We start from the raw sequence: 14,346 nt of genomic DNA, 5'->3' as shown, positions 1-14,346 counted from the left end.
GCTGCCTTGGCAGCCGAGGGGAACCATCTCCTCCCACAGCTTCCAAGTGCTGGTGCAGCCCTCGTTCCAACGGTCGTCCAGGTAGGGCCTGTACTCGTCGAGGACTGACGTCCGGTTGTACTGTCACTTCCCTCGGAAGAGGTCTTCCGACTTGGCGGCGTCGGCGAGGCGTTTGACCGTGCGGTGGGTCATGTGCAGTTGGCGGCCGATGGAGCGGCGGCTGTGGCCAGCTTCCAGCAGGGCGTGGACGGTAGCGTGCCTGGCCAGCCTGTCCACCCGCACGGCCCCTCATGGCGCTCGGCGAACGACCACCGCGGCCATCGCCCTCATCCCTGGCCCCGTAACCCTGTTGGTTGTCCTCTCGATCCTGGCAGGAGCCGTCCAAGGCAACCTCACCCTCCTCCAGGCCACCGCTGTTACCGACCGCTGGGGCACCACCCACTATGGGCGCCTCTCCGCCCTCCTCGGTGCCCCGGCTCACATCGCAGATGCCCTGGCACCCTGGGCAGGTGCCGCCCTGGCTGGCCGCATCGGCGGCTACCCTCACCTCTTCGCGGCCATGGCTGTGATCAGCGCGGCAGCACCTCGCACAACCAGGCTTCGGTCATAGGGCAGTTAGGGATGACCGGGTCCAACAGAGCACCGTCACGGCAGTGCCCCTTCGGGCGCCACCTGCGGCTGTATGCGGAACCGAGGATGCAGGGTGCCCATCTGCAAGGAGCCGGCGTTCGGGCTGGGCAGCCTCAGCCCTCTCCCGACTGTTTGCGGACAGCACCGTCAAAAGGCCGCCAGCCACCGTTCAAAGGCGGCATGGATAGGGATAAGTCTGTGCACCGCTGAGGCACACCCATCCATCGTTCCTGAGGCCGGATCCGGGCCGGGTTCACGGCCCTGACCAGTTGATACCTTGCAATAAAGCGATGCAACAGTTTCCTGGAAGCCTCTGTGAGCGCCACTCTGTGAGCAAGCTTTCATGTCACAACTCCCCTCCGCTCAGAGACAGGAGAGGAGAGCTGGTGAGCGAACAGAATTAGTCGTGAGTGACCGGCTCCAGTCAAGATCAATCACCTATGCGCTATGGCCGCCAAAGGGCAGACGGAAGCCTTAGAGCACCCCTACTGTTTCCGCATGAGCCTGATCGACGGCGGCGCGCCGTCCCCGGACTGGGTCGCCATGGACATGGAGGCCATGCTCCGGGAGTGCGACGGCGTGATCGCCTCGAAGGACGATGAACTGCGCCGTTTAGACGAGGCCATCGAGGCGCTCAGGGGCAAGATGACCAAGGCCACCGAGGAACGTCAACAGGCCGTCCTTGCCCGGCAGCAGGCAAAGCATGTGCTGGACAAGATCCACGCTGCCGTCGCGGAGGCCGCGGGACTGCGGGCCTCGCGCGGGCACCGCCCCAGCCGGCTCCGGATCGTGCCCCCTGCGCCAGATGTCGCCGCCCAGACCCCCGCGGACAGTGAGCCCGTCGCGGCATCAGCCGACCCCATCCGGATTGGGGGCGCTCGCTCCATCGCCGCCATGCAGGTCATCAGCGGGGATCCGCGCCGTTCGTGGAGCGCGGGCGAGGTCGGCCGGCTACTCGAAGGCGAGGCCAAGGGGGCAAACCGGCGCACGCGCTGCCTGCTGGACAGTCTGCACCGGCAGTCCGTCCTGGAGAAGATCTACAGCGCCGATGGCAAGCGGACGTACTACCGGCTCGCGGCCACATGGGAGGCCGCCTAGGGACAGGCCCTATATAGGCGACCGCCGCCCCAAGCACGGCCGTAGTTGTCGAGGCCACACCGTGCTAAGGGCGGCGGTCTCAGCGCGGCTTGGCCGCCATCCTTGACGCTAGCGGCAAACATCCGCCTGCGCGGGGTGTTCGGCCAATTCCCTCATTTCAGGAGGTCGAACATCCTTGCCTTTTTGAAGTTAGATCTGCTCGAGCTCGGGCTATTCGACGCCCTGCAATCCCTCCAGGGGAATCGGTTGCTGGACGACTCCGTTATCGTCCGCCGGCCAGTCGAGGTGCTGCGGCCACAGATATACGTCCAGCGCGGTCTCCAGGCACCCCACCGTCAGCAGGTCAGGCCACGTCGTGCCCGCCAGGATGTTCGCGATGACCTGCCGGTTGACTTCAGCCTTGGCGGCGAGCACGTTGGCACTCACCTGCTGCCGCTCCATCGCCTCCGCCAGAGCCCGTGCGACCGCCTGGCCGATCTGCGCCGCCCGGAAGGCGTCCATCACCGCGTACGGCCAGTTGGCGTCGAGCGCGTACTCGAACGGCTTCTTCTGACGTCTCGTTCCTCCAGGCACGCGCTCAGTCTGACGGAAGGGGCGCCGAGATGCGTACTCACACTATGCATGCTACTCAAGCAGCAATGGCATGTGCAGTCCTTACGCCAGGTTCGTTCTGCAAGACCAGCCATTCGAGAAATGGCCACGACACACAGTGGAGGTGAGCGGTGACGACACGGGGGCGTTCGCAGCTGGGGCCGGACGAGCGACAGCTACCCACGTGCAAGATGCGATCCGACGAGCAGCTTCAGGTAATGAGGGCTGCGTGCGCGAGTACCGATTCGTTCGTCAATGCTGCTCGGCTCGGCGCGGCAACCGGCTTGGATCCGAAGAAGTGCGGGCTTGTGCCGACCTTCATGTTCAAGACCGGCCTGCTCGAGCCGGCGGGCGGGCACTTCTCCAGGTTCCAGCCCACGAAGAAGGCCCGTGCGATCGCCGCTGCCTGGGAGAAGGGCGAGGAGGAGGGCTTGCATGCTCTTCGCTCTGCTTGGAAGGGTCAGTGGTTCGCCCGAGCCATGAGGGAGCGCCTGGGGTACGGACCGGTGCCGCGCGACGGGCTGGTCGCCAGGCTTTTGATGAACGCCAACGCGGAGAGACACCGCATGCGGCAGGCGGAGCTCCTGCTCGACCTGTTGGTCGCCATCGGGATGGTCGTTTCCGACGGGGACGGCTTCATGAGCTGGCACGAGGGCCCGTGCTACGGGCCGGCGGAGCAGCCAGGTGAAGGCCGCGAAGCCCAGCTGTCACTCGAACCCGATCCGGAGATCGGCCTTTCCAAACGATCACCCGCAGTCCTCACCGGAGACGAACGACCCCATCCGGCCCTCCAAACCGCGGCTCACACGCCTTCATCGGGTGAGGGGGCCGAAGCAGCGAATGCGTCTATCCCACGGCCGCGACGACGGGTTGCCGACGATGCCCGGACCGAATCCGACGCGGACCCGTACGCCGATCTGGACCTGCTCGCCCTGCTCTGCCCACCCGTGCTGCTCGCGGATCTGGTCCGTCTGAGCAGGGACGAGTTGCTGCAGCTGCACGAGCACCTACGCGGCATCGCCGTGCTGACAGCCAAGCTCAGGGGGCGCCCCGTCTCCTGACCTCACGAAAACGGTCCGGCAGCGCCTTCATCCCTTGGCCGGGTTGGCGCTGCCGGACCCCTCCTCCACCCATCGACCGGCGCGGCGTGGCCGCGCGGAAGGGGCTTCGGCATGCCCTCACACAAGGAGAGGGACGCTGCCCACGGTAGCGCCCTCATGCGATGTGACGCGTGGGATTCACTCGCACGGCACCGGACCGCGGCGGTGAAACGTCATGGCTAGGACAACAGTCAAGGAAGCGCTGCTGCAGGTCTCCCGCGTCTGGAAGCGATTGGCGCAGGATGGCCTGCTGAGCATCGACACCGTGGACGAGTACATCGAAGTCTGCGAACGCCTGCTGGAATACGCCGACGCGCAGCGAATTGCCTTCATCGACGAGATCACTCCGGCTCTCGCCGAGGCCTTCGTCAACGCCCCGGGACGCGACCGGCGCGGGATCACCATCGAGACGCCGGCGGGAGCCACCCAGCGGCAGCGACGCTCAGGAGTCATCTCCCTCTTCGCCCATGCCCGCGAGCTCGGCCTGACCAAGGCCGCTCCGCTGGTGGACTCCCGGTCCATTCCCCGCAGCCCCCGGCGGCCCAGCGCCGACCTGCAACCCCAGGAAGTCGCCCGGCTCCAGTTCCACTCCGAACGCGGTATGCCGGTCACCCGGCACTCCGCCCTGCTGGCACTCCTGCTCGCCGGGCTCACCAGCGCGGAGACCGGCGCCGCATCCACTACCGACCTCGACGTCACCGCTGGCACAGTGCACACGCAGGGCGCGACCCACACGCTTGCCCGACGCTGCCCCCTGGATGCCTGGGGCGTCCAGGTCCTGACCTTGCGCGCCACCTATCTGGACGGGAAGCGGCCTGGACCGCACCGCTTGGTGGCCAGTGCCGGTTCGTCCCCCAGCGTCGTGCAGTCGAGTGTCGGCGCCGGTTTCAGTGAGATCGCGCGCCGTAGCGGCCTGTCCACGATGGCCCGCAAGGTCGAGCCTCGAGATGTCACCCGCTATGTCGCGCGCCGGATCCTGAACGAGACCGGGCAGCTCTCCGAGGTCGCCCGCCGCCTGGGACTGTCCTCCCTCGACGTGGCAGCCGCCCTGTCCGACCTGCAGTGGAACACGCCCCGGCGAGGCGATGCCACGTGACCGCTCCCAAGAAGCGCAGAAGGCGCAAGGTAGTCAAGAAGACGCCCGAATACGTCATGGGCACCATCCCCGATGACACGTTCGGTGCTGCCACCGATCCCCTGCCGCCCAAGGGGCCGGAGGCGCCTCCGCTGACGATCAGCAAGCGGTTCAAACACCTCTTGGACAACCCCGATCTGTACGCCGCTGTCAGCGCGCTGCCCTCACCGAGCAGGGTGGGCCGGCCCGCCATCCACCCGCCCATCGCCTATCTGGTGTTCCTCTGCGCCATCTCTCTGTTCGGCTCCGCGCGGGCCACCGCGTCCCACTTCGAGGAGGAGCAGTGGTGGGATGTCGTACGCCGAGGAATTCGTACCCACATGGGCGATGAAGCCGCAGACGCCCTTCAGCCGACCGGACCCACACGGGGCCAGTGGAACTACTTCTTCCACAAGAAGCTCAAGCCCGTCTTCGCGAACGTGCGTGACATCAGCCGCTGCCTTTGGATCCAACAGGCCCTCGACCACGGAATGATGAAAGAGACCGGGAAGCGGGTCAGCCGAAGCTATCCCGAGCGCCATCAGGTCATCCATGCCGACGCCACAGTCGCTTGCCCTCCTTCCTCACAACGCCACCACAAGACCGTGAACAAGGTGACCGGAGAAATCCGCCACCACCGCGTCGACGCCGATGCCAGTTACACCGTCGAAGGCGGTGGCACCCGCGTCTACGGCAACAAGTTCCTCTCCGCCGCTGTACGCCTCGCCAACACACCCCACAGCCGCGTGATCCTCGGCATCGAGTCAATCCGGCACAAGTCCGCCAAGCGCGATCCTCTCCGCGACGACGAGGGCACCGCCTTTATCAAGCTGGCCCGGCGCATCCTGACCCGCGCGCCCGGCCTGCGCGCCATCACGTACGACAACGCTCTGCGGGGCGTCCACCGCGCGCCGCTGATCGCGGACGGTCTCGTCGTCTTCACCACCCAGCACGGCGGGCTCGCGCCCGAGTCGCTCAAACGCTATGAGTACGACGCTTGCCGTCATGACCTCTACGTTGCCGAGGGCCGCATCTGCGAGCGACGGATCACCGTCGACGGCGTCACCCACTACACCCCCCTGCCCGTCGAAGAACTCGAGTGCAGGAAGGGCAAGCGAGTCCGCTTCTACCATCGCGTGACCATCCAGTGCCCCGTGGAGATCCACGCCGAGCACATCCGGGTCGACGAAACGGAGGAGGACCGGCAGATCGACCCGTCAACGGGGCGGCAGCGGCTCAACCGAACCGAACACCTGCGGCAGGTGCCCCCGGACACCCATGCCGGCCGCCGCCTGAAGGGCTTCCGACAGGACAGCGAGTCCCAGCACTCACGCTTCGACCAGAGCTACCCGCACAAGCGAGTCCCGGCCTACGGGGCGAACGCCGCTCTGCTCATCTACATCGGCTACGCCTGGCTCAGTAACTCCGTCACCCGCGCCATGATCGATCTCGTCCCCGCAGCATGATGCCCCTGCCCCCTGGTGCGCCCGCCTGGGAGCGCCAGGCGCCATGGATCGCAGATGCGGATCAAGCACCACCCGCTACACTGACCGCGGCGGCCCGGCCTCACAGCCAGGTCTCCGCACGCTGCCGGTAAGACCGTCTGGATCACCGCGTCCACCTGGACCGACTTTCAGACACGTTTTCCGACAGATCCCCGCCTCCGTAGCTCAGGGGATAGAGCACCGCTCTCCTAAAGCGGGTGTCGCAGGTTCGAATCCTGCCGGGGGCACCAGCGAAAAGACCCCCAACCGATCATGGTTGGGGGTCTTTGACATCCACATCTGACATCAACGGCGGCGTTTCAGCAGCCTGTCCATGTGGCTGATGGCCTCGCGCTGCGTGTCCTGGACGACGTGCGTGTAGACATCCATCGTGATGCTGATCTGGCTGTGACCCAGGATCTCCATCACGACGCGCGGAGCGACGCCAGCGGCGGTCAGCAGGGTCGCGCAACCGTGCCGGGCGTCGTGCAGCCGGATCACTCGAAGGCCGGCGCCACTGGCGACCCGGGTGAACGAGCGGTACAGATTCCTCGGCTCGACCGGTCGGCCGTTGCGGGTGACGAAGACGTGGCCAGTGACCTCCGAAGCCGTCGCGGCCTGACGCATCCGGTGCCAACGAAGAGGCGCAATGCACATCGCGGGCAGCGGCACGGCACGGCGGCGACGCCCCTTGGGATCGTCGTCGTACAGGACCCCGCGGCGGCGCTGTGTCTGCTGCCGGACATAGAGCACCCGGTTGTCCAGGTCGAGGTCTTCCCACCGAAGGCCGACGATCTCACCACGGCGCAGGCCCATGGCGATGGCGAGCACGAACGCGGCATACAGCGGGTCCTTTCGAGCGGCAGCGAGGAAGTCCAACGTCTCGTCGAGGGTCCAGGGGCTCAGCTCTCGCGACTTGGCCCGAGGCGGCTCCACGAGCTTGGCCACGTTCCGAGCGATCAGTTCCTCACCGCATGCCGCCGACAACGCCGTACGCAGCACACGGTGCGACTCCTTCGCGGTCGCCGCGGTTGTCTTCTTCTCCAGCTGGTTGAGGAACCGCCGGACATCAGCAACACCCAGCGACTCAAGGCGCTTGGTACCGAGCATCGGAGTCAGGTAGAGGCGCACATGCGCCTCGTACTTGTCGTACGTGCTGAGCTTCCGGCGCGGCTTGACCATGTTGTCGAGCCAGTACGACAGGTACTCCGAGAGCTTGGCCGACCTGGTGGGCACGGGCACGCCCTGGTCCACCTTGTCGAGCAGTGCGCGGCGCTTGGTGTCGCACTCGGCCCAGGTCTTGCCGTAGGCGAACTTCCGGGCGCGGGTGCCGTCCGGCTGGAGGACGTAGACGGCAGCTTGGAAGCGGCCGTCCTTGCGCTTGGTGATCGTGCCTGCCCCGTTGGGGTTGCGCTTGCGCTGGGAGGCCATCAGGCAGCCTCCTCGATCCGGTCGCGGATGTAGTCCTGGAGCGCGATCGCAGGGATTCGGCGGCAGCGGCCTTCGGTGATCGAGACGAGGCGCTTCGAGCGGATCAGGTCGTAGACCTTCGAGCGGCCGAGCTTGAGCCGCGCCATGACCTCGGGCACGGTCAGCAGTTCGGCAGTGGCGGTGGTCATGCTGCGGCTCCTTCCAGGGCCCGTCGGTCTTGCAGGGCTTCGCGGGCGGCTTCGCGGTTGAGCTGGAGATCCCGGGCGATCGATGCGGCGAGGGCGGATTCACCGGGTGTGTGGCCGTGTCCGGCGTACTGCCAGTCGGAGAGGACGAGCACGGTGTCCGGCTCGTCGGGCATGCCGAGGGCTTCGCGTTCCTGGGCGGCGCGGTAGTCGGCGCGGATCTGCCGGAGGGCACCCAAGGTCGTCGAGTAGCGACGGGACTTGGTGGAGAAGTGACCGCGGAAACCGAGCATGTGCGCCCAGGCCGTCAACTTCCGGTCCGGGTATAGCGGGTCCAGATCGAAGCAGGCTTCGATCAGGCGGCGGGGGTGATCCGGCACGTCGAGCAGGTCGAGGACTTCGCGGTTGCCGATCCGGCGATCCAGGCTGCCGGTGGTCTCGGCCGCCTTGGTGGCGTACTTGGCGACGTAGGCCGCGACCTTCCGTTCGGTGATGTCGTCGTCGCCGAACGCCTTGATGGGTCGGACGTCGAGCTTTCGGCCCCAGCGAAAGGGCTGGCAGGGCTGGTCTCCAGCGGCGGGCGCGGTGACCGTCGTGTACGAGTGCGTGGCAGCGGCCCGGATCGCATCGGTGAGCAGCTGCAGCGTGGCCCAGGAGGGCGGCGGAGAGTCGGGCCCGTCTGGTCCGTCGAGACGGATCACGGCGTGGAAGTGGATCGCTCCGCGCTTCTGGAACTCGGCGACCTTTCCGTACGAGACCCGGCAGGCATCGGTGAGTTCACGGCGGGAGAGCCCGGCTCGGGCGGCGATCTCGCGACGGAGCCGGGTGGTGAAGCGCTGCCACAGTTCGCCCGCGTGGTTGTTGAAGAGCACGGCTCCCGCGTAGTCGTACGTCTCCGGGTCGAGCGCCGTACCGAGGGCGGGGTCGTCGTCCTGGTGGTGGGCGCCGCAGCGGCACGGCCCATGGTCGGGCTGATTGTGTACGCGGCCGAACGAGGGCGCGGTGAAGGTGGCGAAGACGCGGGGGTGGTCGCGGACGGTGGCGGGGATGTCCTTGTCTTCGTCCCCGGCGAGTCCGGCGCGGATCAGGTGGAAGGTGTCCCCGGCGTACGTGTGGGCGCAGGCGGGGCAGCGAGAGGCGCGGCGGTTGCCGCATGCGACCCGGAGACGCCCGCCGGGTTCCGTCTCGGTCGAGTAGTGGCGCAGGCTCTCGCCGGTCGTCTTGTCCTTGGCGAGGGTCCAGCCGGTGAGGTGGATCGGGTCGGCGCACCCGCCGGTATGGCGCACCTGGTCTTGCCAGCGGTCGAAGTCCGGAGAACCGGCCACCCGCAGCGCGTCGCCGAGGGTGGCCGGGTCCAGACCCGTGAAGGTCTCGGTCATGCGCGGCTCCCGGCGCGGACGGTGACGCGGGCCGGGATGGTGCCGATGCCGTGGCAGCCGGTGCAGTGCGCGGTGATCGTGCGCAGGTTTCCGGCGCGGTTGCGGCCGCCGAGGGTGATCGCGACGGAGGCGAAGCCGTCACAGTCCGGGCAGATCCGGACCGGGGTCGTCGGGCGGTGGGTCATGCTGGTGCTTCTCCTTCGGTCTTCGGGTCGGAGGGGCATGGCTTCCGGGGCGGCGCGATGCTTGGCGGCTTGGGCCACCCCGGAGGCCGGTCAGCGATGCAGCTCGTCGCGGACGGTGCGGACGAGGAAGAGCAGGACCACGCCGCTGGTGGCCAGGGCGATGGCGGTGACGGCGACCGCGAGCAGCAGCGAGACGGCGACGGCGGCCAGGGCGAGCGTTCCGCCGATGCCTCCGGCGACCACGAGCACGGCAGTACCGGGTGAGCGCTGGACGAGTGCGGCGAGCCCGTTCCCGGGGGCGGTCGGCGCGGGTGCCGGGGCCGGGCTGGTGGGCTGGACCAGCGGCGCAGCCGGGGTACTTGCCTCCAGGCTGGGCTTGTAGGTGTCCGGGGTTGGGTACTTGGGCTTGAACACGGCGTTCTCCCTTCGGAGCTACTTGGTGAGCGGGTCGATGGCGGGGGCCAGGAAGCTGTCGGCGAGGAGGTAGCCGCCGAGCAGCAGAAGGGCGACCAGCCACAGCGGCGGGCGGGCGAGCTTGATGCCGAGGGCACCGACGATGATCAGGGCGAGCCAGAGCGGTACGTCCATGACGCGATCTCCCTTGTGATCAGCGGGGGTTGCAGCGGTGGGCGGATGCGGCGAGTTCGGCGGCCGGTCGGGAGTGGTAGTCGCCGGACCAGTCGCAGCCGGGGGCGGTGCAGGCGGTGGCATGTGCTTCGCGGCCGTGGCGGTTGATGTAGCTGCCAACCTCGACCGGGCCGATCCGGCGGACATCGCGGAAGCGATAGCGGGCCATGGGTGATCAGTCCTTTCAGGTGAGTTGGGCGGCGATGGCGTCAGCCATCGGGGTCGGGACACCCAGGCGAGTGCGCAGGGTGTCGGTGTCGATCGGGGCACCGGTGCGGGTGTGGTGTTCGGCGGCGACCTTGCGCGCGTAGGAGAGCAGCGCGTCCGGGACGTTCACGGCCGGAGCCGCGGGAAGTGCCGCCGGGGGCTGATCCGGGGCGGCGATCTCTTCCGGGGCCGGGTCCGGCTCGGGGGCGGAAGAGGCCGGCACACTCACCGGCTCCACCGGGTCGTGCTCGGTTTCGCGGTCAGCGGGTGTGTGGACGAGGAGGGTGCCGCCGAGAAAGGCCAGCGCAGGCCATCCGGCGACCAGGATCCGCAGCCAGGCGGGGACGTTCGTCAGGTCGAGCAGTCCGGCGGTGGCGACGTTCGCCCCGAGCGAGGCTGCGAGCGCGACGGCGAACCAGGTCCACGCGGCACGGATCGGCTCTCCGGTGCTGCGGAGGATGCGTAGCCGTCGCCAGGCAGCGACCAGGAGCAGATCCACGGAGATCGGGTAGGCCCACGCTTTCCAGCCGTCCTGTCCGGCAGCCGCGGCGATGTCGTGCAGGTGGGCGAACGACAGAGCACCGGCGATCACGGCTTGCACGAGCACAGCATCCGGGCGGATCGAGGGGGTCATGGTCTTCACCTCCTTCACAGGGATTTGGGGCCGGGCCGGGCGGGGCTCACAGGTCCTGCCGCCCGGTCCCAGCCAGGGCTAGTCGGCGGCGGGGTAGCCGTGGCCGGGCGGCGGGTAGTACGGCGTGCTCAGGGCCAGTTCGAACGAGATGGTGAGCGCGTCGCCGACGACGTCCGCGAACTCCGGATCGGCGTCGGGACCGGACTCGTAGGCGACCAAGTCGCTGAGCAGTTCGTCCGTACGGGCAAGGTCGATGCAGTGCGGACACATGCGGTTCGCCCTCCTTCGGGCATGGCTCGGGTAGGGACCTGGCGCGAGACGGTCACGCCGACCGGGATAGAACGGGGTGGGTCAGAGGGCGTCGGCGGCCAGTTCGAAGGCCTCGACATGCACCGCGGGGCGGTGCGGGCGGAAGGCAGCCAGGGCCGGGATGTCCGGCGTCACAGCTTCGTGTTCGACACAGGCCGCGACAGCCTCATCCAGCGAGGTGAACGGGGATCGGATCCGGGCCCAGCCGCCGGTGAGCAGGCCGACCACAGCGGTACCGGGGCGGGTGGCTGCGATCGAGGTAGCGGCTCCCACGGCGCGGATGCTGATGTCCGCGAGCGCCATCTTGGCGGAGGCTTCGTCGTTGACGCGGTGAGCCACGCGGCCGCTGAGCTGAGCCCGCAGAGCAGTGGCGCCGGTGCCGAGTTCGGAGCCGAAGCGCTGCCCGCAGACCTCGAGATAGAGACCGGCGGCGCGGCCGAGCTGAGCGAGCCGGATGAGCTGGGTGACCATGTGGTCCCGGCGTTTCTCGTCGGCCTTGCTGGAGATCAGGAAGAGTTCGGCCACCTCGTCGACGAAGAGCACCAGGGGCACTGGGCGGATTTCCTCGGGCAGGCCCCAGATGTCCGAGGTGATCGACTCCAGCGGACTCGCCGGGTCCAAGTGCTGTGCGGAGCGGATCAGTTCGTACCGGCTGGTCATCTCCTCTACCAGGGCGTCGAGCAGTTCGGACGCCTCATCCGGCGTACAAGCAAGAGCGGACAGGCGACGGGCGAACGGCGCCAGCTCCACACCCCACTTGCAGTCGATCCCGACCAGCGCGACCCGCTGAGGGGCCAGACCCTTGAACAGGCCCCGCAAGTACACGGACTTGCCCGACTCGGTGGCACCGATCACCAGCTCGTGAGCGCTGGTACGGAAGTCCCGCACATGCAGCCTGCCGTCGGCCCGCAGTGCAACCGGGACCCTTAGGAGCTCAGTCGGGATCTTGCGGGGCATGACGACCTTGCGCAGCACGTCGTGACCGATCAGCCGCACTTCCAGGAAGCCGGGCTTCAGCGCCTTCACATGCACACCGTGCGCCCGCCACGAATGCCGCAGCCGCTCAGTCGCAGCGTCGAAGTCCTGAACTTCCTGACCAGGCTGCATCTTGAGCCGCAGCACCAGCCCCGAGCGGGTGATCCGGACCCGGCGGACCCTGGGCACCATCCGAGAGGGCGGCCGGTTGCGAGCCGCAGCCACCCAGATCCGCCAGCGCGAGGGCTGCTCAGTCAGCCCGCACGCTTCCATCACCGACCGGAACGTGACGACGATCCGGGTCAGCATGACCAGCCAGCCGAAGCCGAGCCAGTACCAGGCCGGAAGCCGCCAGCGCAGCAGCCCCAGCCCAACGACGACGAGCACTAAGCCCATCAGCATGGTGAGCTGTCCCCCAGTCATGGCGATCAGCCCTTGCCGCTCGAAGCCAGGCTGTGGGCGGTCACTGCGGCTGCTCGGAAGCTGATGCCGTGCCGCTTCTGGCCGTTGAACTCGTTCTCCCACGGCCGTGCTACCAGACCGGTCAGGGCAACCGGAGCGCCCGTCACCATCTCACCGGAGACGTCCGGCTCGGCCACCGTCACGGTCAGCACCTCGGCGTTGCCGTTCAACACGAACAGCACGTCCACGGTCAGCAGCGTGTGCCCAGTCTCGATGTCGGTGGCGATCTGGCCGGTCTTCTTGTCCTTCAGCTTCGGCTGGGGCGGCTGGGCAACCATCACGGTCGCGCCGGTCGTGTCCACAGGGATCTGACGCACAGAGATCACTCCTATAGAGGGGTTGGACTCAGTCACTCATGCACATGAGTGACATGAAGAAGAGTGCCTGACTCCTATACATGAGTCAACCCGCTACGACGAGAAACTCGCAGCGGGCTGTGGGGAGTTGAGAGAGCGTCAGTCTGCAGCGGGGATGCGGTAGCTGAAAACAAACTGGTCAGCAGCCATGAGCGTGTCGCAGACCTCGACCACTCGACCCTCTTCGGTCACCGCCTCGCGGATGAGGTGGACGACGGGTGCACCGGGGCTCAGAGCGAGTTCGGAGGCTTCGGCCTTCGCGGCCGGGCGCGCCTGCAGCGTCTCGACGAACTCGGCGAAGACATGGCCGTCCCCCTCCAGCCGGGCATAGATGCCACCGGGGCCGGGGTTCTCGGCGAACAGTTCGGGGATGTCCTTGACCACGTCCCACGGGAGGTACGACGTAGCGGTCTCGACCGGGGTCCCGTTGCGGAAGTAGAGCCGCCGACGGGCGAGCACTTGGGTGCCGGCCTCGACACCGAGCCGATCGGCGATGTCCTCGGGCGCTTCCATCGGGCCGATGTAGAGGACGCTCACCTTCGCCGTGGCACCGGACTGCGCGGACTCTGCGAGATACGCGGCCTTGCCGCCCCGTCGATGTGAAGCCCGGAACCGGTCCGAGGAGCGCAGCCGCACGGGCGGCCGGTCCTTCACGATCGAGCCCTTGCCGTGGCGCGTGTCCACCAGGCCGCTGGCTCTGACCTCCACCATTGCCTTGCGAATCGTGCCGCCGGAGACGCCGTAGCGCTCGACGAGCTCGGACTCACTCGGCACCATGTCACCAGGCTTCAGCACACCGGCCCGGATCTGCTTGACGATGTCGTCAGCGATCTGCACGTATCGAGGTCCGTTCGTGCCACCTCCTACCGCGGTTCCCATAGTCCTTCTCACTCTCCTATGCTCCTGTACATGAGTAACGGGTCCCAGCAACACAAGTCAACGCCGATGCACTCCGTGTCCGTGGCGGGGGCAGTGGTGCGCGAGGACGGCCGTCTTCTGGCGATCCGCCGGGCGGACAACGGGACTTGGGAACTGCCGGGCGGCATCCTGGAGCTCTCCGAGTCACCCGAAGAAGGCGTCAGCCGCGAGGTCCTGGAGGAGACCGGCATCCACGTTGAGGTGGACGAGCTCTCCGGCGTCTACAAGAACACGGCGCGCGGCATCGTCGCCCTGGTCTTCCGCTGCAAGCCCTCCGGGGGCACCGAGCGCACCTCCGACGAGTCCACCGCAGTCCAGTGGCTCACGCCCGAGGAAGTCGCCGAGCGGATGTCCGAGGTCTACGCAGTCCGGCTACTCGATGCCCTCGACGGGAACGGCCCGCACGTCCGAAGCCACGACGGACGCCGCTTGATCCCAGCAGCTGGATAGAACTTTCCCTACTTCATCAAGGGCCCGCGCAAGCGCGGGCGCGCCCCCTTGCTGGCGGCTCGGGCCCCTGCCTTCGGCGGGCCCAGCCGCCCGCATGGGGCCGCAGCTCCACTGCGGCCCGTATGTAGGAAACCCTCCGGGGCTGGGGCGGTCGGCTCCACGGCTTTAGCCACCTCCCCGATCAGGGTCCCTCGCCGAGCAAGACCAGGGG

General features: G+C 67.8%; 19 protein-coding genes, 1 tRNA gene and 1 pseudogene. 7 read left to right on the top strand and 14 right to left on the bottom strand.

The window, feature by feature from the left end:
* Positions 1-123: 123 nt before the first annotated feature.
* Positions 124-282: a hypothetical protein gene (locus tag OHA61_RS22155; RefSeq protein ID WP_406307634.1), complete on the bottom strand. Its 159-nt coding sequence runs from the start codon at positions 280-282 to the stop codon at positions 124-126.
* Here OHA61_RS22155 and OHA61_RS22150 point away from each other — a divergent pair.
* Together OHA61_RS22150 and OHA61_RS22145 are read left to right on the top strand one after the other, a co-directional pair.
* A pseudogene (locus OHA61_RS22150) lies at positions 263-610 on the top strand (MFS transporter); the annotation flags it as partial. The gene OHA61_RS22155 and the pseudogene OHA61_RS22150 sit on opposite strands and share 20 nt — an antisense overlap.
* 518 nt (positions 611-1,128) lie before the next feature.
* Entirely contained in the window at positions 1,129-1,728 is a 600-nt protein-coding gene (locus OHA61_RS22145) for a hypothetical protein (RefSeq protein ID WP_406304490.1), read from the top strand.
* A gap of 210 nt (positions 1,729-1,938) precedes the next feature.
* On the opposite strand, the gene OHA61_RS22140 is transcribed toward OHA61_RS22145, so the two are convergent.
* The gene (locus OHA61_RS22140) at positions 1,939-2,301 is read right to left on the bottom strand and encodes an XRE family transcriptional regulator (RefSeq protein WP_406304489.1); all 363 of its coding nucleotides are present in this window, start codon (positions 2,299-2,301) and stop codon (positions 1,939-1,941) included.
* Positions 2,302-2,510: 209 nt separating this feature from the next.
* Between OHA61_RS22140 and OHA61_RS22135 the strand changes: the two genes are divergently transcribed.
* The 4 genes from OHA61_RS22135 (at position 2,511) to OHA61_RS22120 (ending at position 6,268) form a co-directional block, all read left to right on the top strand.
* On the top strand, positions 2,511-3,380 hold the full coding sequence (locus OHA61_RS22135; protein ID WP_406304488.1) for a hypothetical protein: 870 nt from the start codon (positions 2,511-2,513) through the stop codon (positions 3,378-3,380).
* A gap of 214 nt (positions 3,381-3,594) precedes the next feature.
* The gene (locus OHA61_RS22130; RefSeq protein WP_406304487.1) at positions 3,595-4,515 is read left to right on the top strand and encodes a hypothetical protein; all 921 of its coding nucleotides are present in this window, start codon (positions 3,595-3,597) and stop codon (positions 4,513-4,515) included.
* The gene (locus OHA61_RS22125; protein WP_406304486.1) at positions 4,512-5,999 is read left to right on the top strand and encodes a hypothetical protein; all 1,488 of its coding nucleotides are present in this window, start codon (positions 4,512-4,514) and stop codon (positions 5,997-5,999) included. Before OHA61_RS22130 ends, OHA61_RS22125 begins: the two co-directional genes overlap by 4 nt.
* A gap of 193 nt (positions 6,000-6,192) precedes the next feature.
* Positions 6,193-6,268, top strand: a tRNA-Arg gene (locus OHA61_RS22120).
* 55 nt (positions 6,269-6,323) lie between these two features.
* Here OHA61_RS22120 and OHA61_RS22115 read toward each other — a convergent pair.
* The 12 genes from OHA61_RS22115 to OHA61_RS22060 all read right to left on the bottom strand — a co-directional run bounded on the left by OHA61_RS22115 (position 6,324) and on the right by OHA61_RS22060 (position 13,646).
* A complete protein-coding gene (locus OHA61_RS22115; protein WP_406304485.1) occupies positions 6,324-7,448 on the bottom strand; it encodes a tyrosine-type recombinase/integrase in 1,125 nt (374 codons plus the stop codon).
* Complete coding sequence (locus tag OHA61_RS22110) at positions 7,448-7,636, bottom strand: helix-turn-helix domain-containing protein (RefSeq protein WP_406304484.1); 189 nt, start codon at positions 7,634-7,636, stop codon at positions 7,448-7,450. The genes OHA61_RS22115 and OHA61_RS22110 overlap by 1 nt, the downstream gene beginning before the upstream one ends.
* A complete protein-coding gene (repSA, locus tag OHA61_RS22105) occupies positions 7,633-9,012 on the bottom strand; it encodes a replication initiator protein RepSA (protein ID WP_406304483.1) in 1,380 nt (459 codons plus the stop codon). The genes OHA61_RS22110 and repSA overlap by 4 nt, the downstream gene beginning before the upstream one ends.
* Positions 9,009-9,197, bottom strand: coding sequence for a hypothetical protein (locus OHA61_RS22100; protein WP_328676726.1), 189 nt, complete (start codon positions 9,195-9,197; stop codon positions 9,009-9,011). The genes repSA and OHA61_RS22100 overlap by 4 nt, the downstream gene beginning before the upstream one ends.
* Before the next feature lie 90 nt (positions 9,198-9,287).
* Entirely contained in the window at positions 9,288-9,611 is a 324-nt protein-coding gene (locus OHA61_RS22095) for a SpdD protein (RefSeq protein ID WP_406304482.1), read from the bottom strand.
* Positions 9,612-9,629: 18 nt separating this feature from the next.
* Entirely contained in the window at positions 9,630-9,785 is a 156-nt protein-coding gene (locus OHA61_RS22090; RefSeq protein WP_186357128.1) for a hypothetical protein, read from the bottom strand.
* A 19-nt stretch (positions 9,786-9,804) separates the two neighbouring features.
* A complete protein-coding gene (locus OHA61_RS22085; RefSeq protein WP_406304481.1) occupies positions 9,805-9,993 on the bottom strand; it encodes a mobile element transfer protein in 189 nt (62 codons plus the stop codon).
* A 15-nt stretch (positions 9,994-10,008) separates the two neighbouring features.
* The gene (locus OHA61_RS22080) at positions 10,009-10,665 is read right to left on the bottom strand and encodes a DUF2637 domain-containing protein (RefSeq protein ID WP_406304480.1); all 657 of its coding nucleotides are present in this window, start codon (positions 10,663-10,665) and stop codon (positions 10,009-10,011) included.
* A gap of 78 nt (positions 10,666-10,743) precedes the next feature.
* Complete coding sequence (locus OHA61_RS22075) at positions 10,744-10,935, bottom strand: hypothetical protein (protein ID WP_406304479.1); 192 nt, start codon at positions 10,933-10,935, stop codon at positions 10,744-10,746.
* A gap of 81 nt (positions 10,936-11,016) precedes the next feature.
* Positions 11,017-12,372: an FtsK/SpoIIIE domain-containing protein gene (locus OHA61_RS22070; RefSeq protein WP_406304478.1), complete on the bottom strand. Its 1,356-nt coding sequence runs from the start codon at positions 12,370-12,372 to the stop codon at positions 11,017-11,019.
* A gap of 5 nt (positions 12,373-12,377) precedes the next feature.
* A complete protein-coding gene (locus OHA61_RS22065) occupies positions 12,378-12,728 on the bottom strand; it encodes a hypothetical protein (RefSeq protein WP_406304477.1) in 351 nt (116 codons plus the stop codon).
* A gap of 138 nt (positions 12,729-12,866) precedes the next feature.
* The gene (locus OHA61_RS22060; protein WP_406304476.1) at positions 12,867-13,646 is read right to left on the bottom strand and encodes a GntR family transcriptional regulator; all 780 of its coding nucleotides are present in this window, start codon (positions 13,644-13,646) and stop codon (positions 12,867-12,869) included.
* An 18-nt stretch (positions 13,647-13,664) separates the two neighbouring features.
* Here OHA61_RS22060 and OHA61_RS22055 point away from each other — a divergent pair, with 18 nt between their 5' ends.
* Positions 13,665-14,135, top strand: coding sequence for an NUDIX hydrolase (locus tag OHA61_RS22055; protein WP_406304475.1), 471 nt, complete (start codon positions 13,665-13,667; stop codon positions 14,133-14,135).
* Positions 14,136-14,346 lie beyond the last annotated feature (211 nt).

Source organism: Streptomyces sp. NBC_00885 (assembly GCF_045207475.1).
Lineage (GTDB): Bacteria > Actinomycetota > Actinomycetes > Streptomycetales > Streptomycetaceae > Streptomyces.
This window is presented reverse-complemented; position numbering and strand designations above follow the sequence as displayed.

Excerpts from the sequence above, each read along its gene's own strand:
- OHA61_RS22070 (WP_406304478.1), bottom strand. The coding sequence starts at position 12,372 with ATGACTGGGGGACAGCTCACCATGCTGATGGGCTTAGTGCTCGTCGTC.
- OHA61_RS22075 (WP_406304479.1), bottom strand. The coding sequence starts at position 10,935 with ATGTGTCCGCACTGCATCGACCTTGCCCGTACGGACGAACTGCTCAGC.
- OHA61_RS22085 (WP_406304481.1), bottom strand. The coding sequence starts at position 9,993 with ATGGCCCGCTATCGCTTCCGCGATGTCCGCCGGATCGGCCCGGTCGAG.
- OHA61_RS22110 (WP_406304484.1), bottom strand. The coding sequence starts at position 7,636 with ATGACCACCGCCACTGCCGAACTGCTGACCGTGCCCGAGGTCATGGCG.
- OHA61_RS22090 (WP_186357128.1), bottom strand. The coding sequence starts at position 9,785 with ATGGACGTACCGCTCTGGCTCGCCCTGATCATCGTCGGTGCCCTCGGC.
- OHA61_RS22060 (WP_406304476.1), bottom strand. The coding sequence starts at position 13,646 with ATGGGAACCGCGGTAGGAGGTGGCACGAACGGACCTCGATACGTGCAG.
- OHA61_RS22115 (WP_406304485.1), bottom strand. The coding sequence starts at position 7,448 with ATGGCCTCCCAGCGCAAGCGCAACCCCAACGGGGCAGGCACGATCACC.
- OHA61_RS22100 (WP_328676726.1), bottom strand. The coding sequence starts at position 9,197 with ATGACCCACCGCCCGACGACCCCGGTCCGGATCTGCCCGGACTGTGAC.
- OHA61_RS22055 (WP_406304475.1), top strand. The coding sequence starts at position 13,665 with ATGCTCCTGTACATGAGTAACGGGTCCCAGCAACACAAGTCAACGCCG.
- OHA61_RS22135 (WP_406304488.1), top strand. The coding sequence starts at position 2,511 with ATGCGATCCGACGAGCAGCTTCAGGTAATGAGGGCTGCGTGCGCGAGT.
- OHA61_RS22145 (WP_406304490.1), top strand. The coding sequence starts at position 1,129 with ATGAGCCTGATCGACGGCGGCGCGCCGTCCCCGGACTGGGTCGCCATG.
- OHA61_RS22130 (WP_406304487.1), top strand. The coding sequence starts at position 3,595 with ATGGCTAGGACAACAGTCAAGGAAGCGCTGCTGCAGGTCTCCCGCGTC.
- OHA61_RS22080 (WP_406304480.1), bottom strand. The coding sequence starts at position 10,665 with ATGACCCCCTCGATCCGCCCGGATGCTGTGCTCGTGCAAGCCGTGATC.
- repSA (WP_406304483.1), bottom strand. The coding sequence starts at position 9,012 with ATGACCGAGACCTTCACGGGTCTGGACCCGGCCACCCTCGGCGACGCG.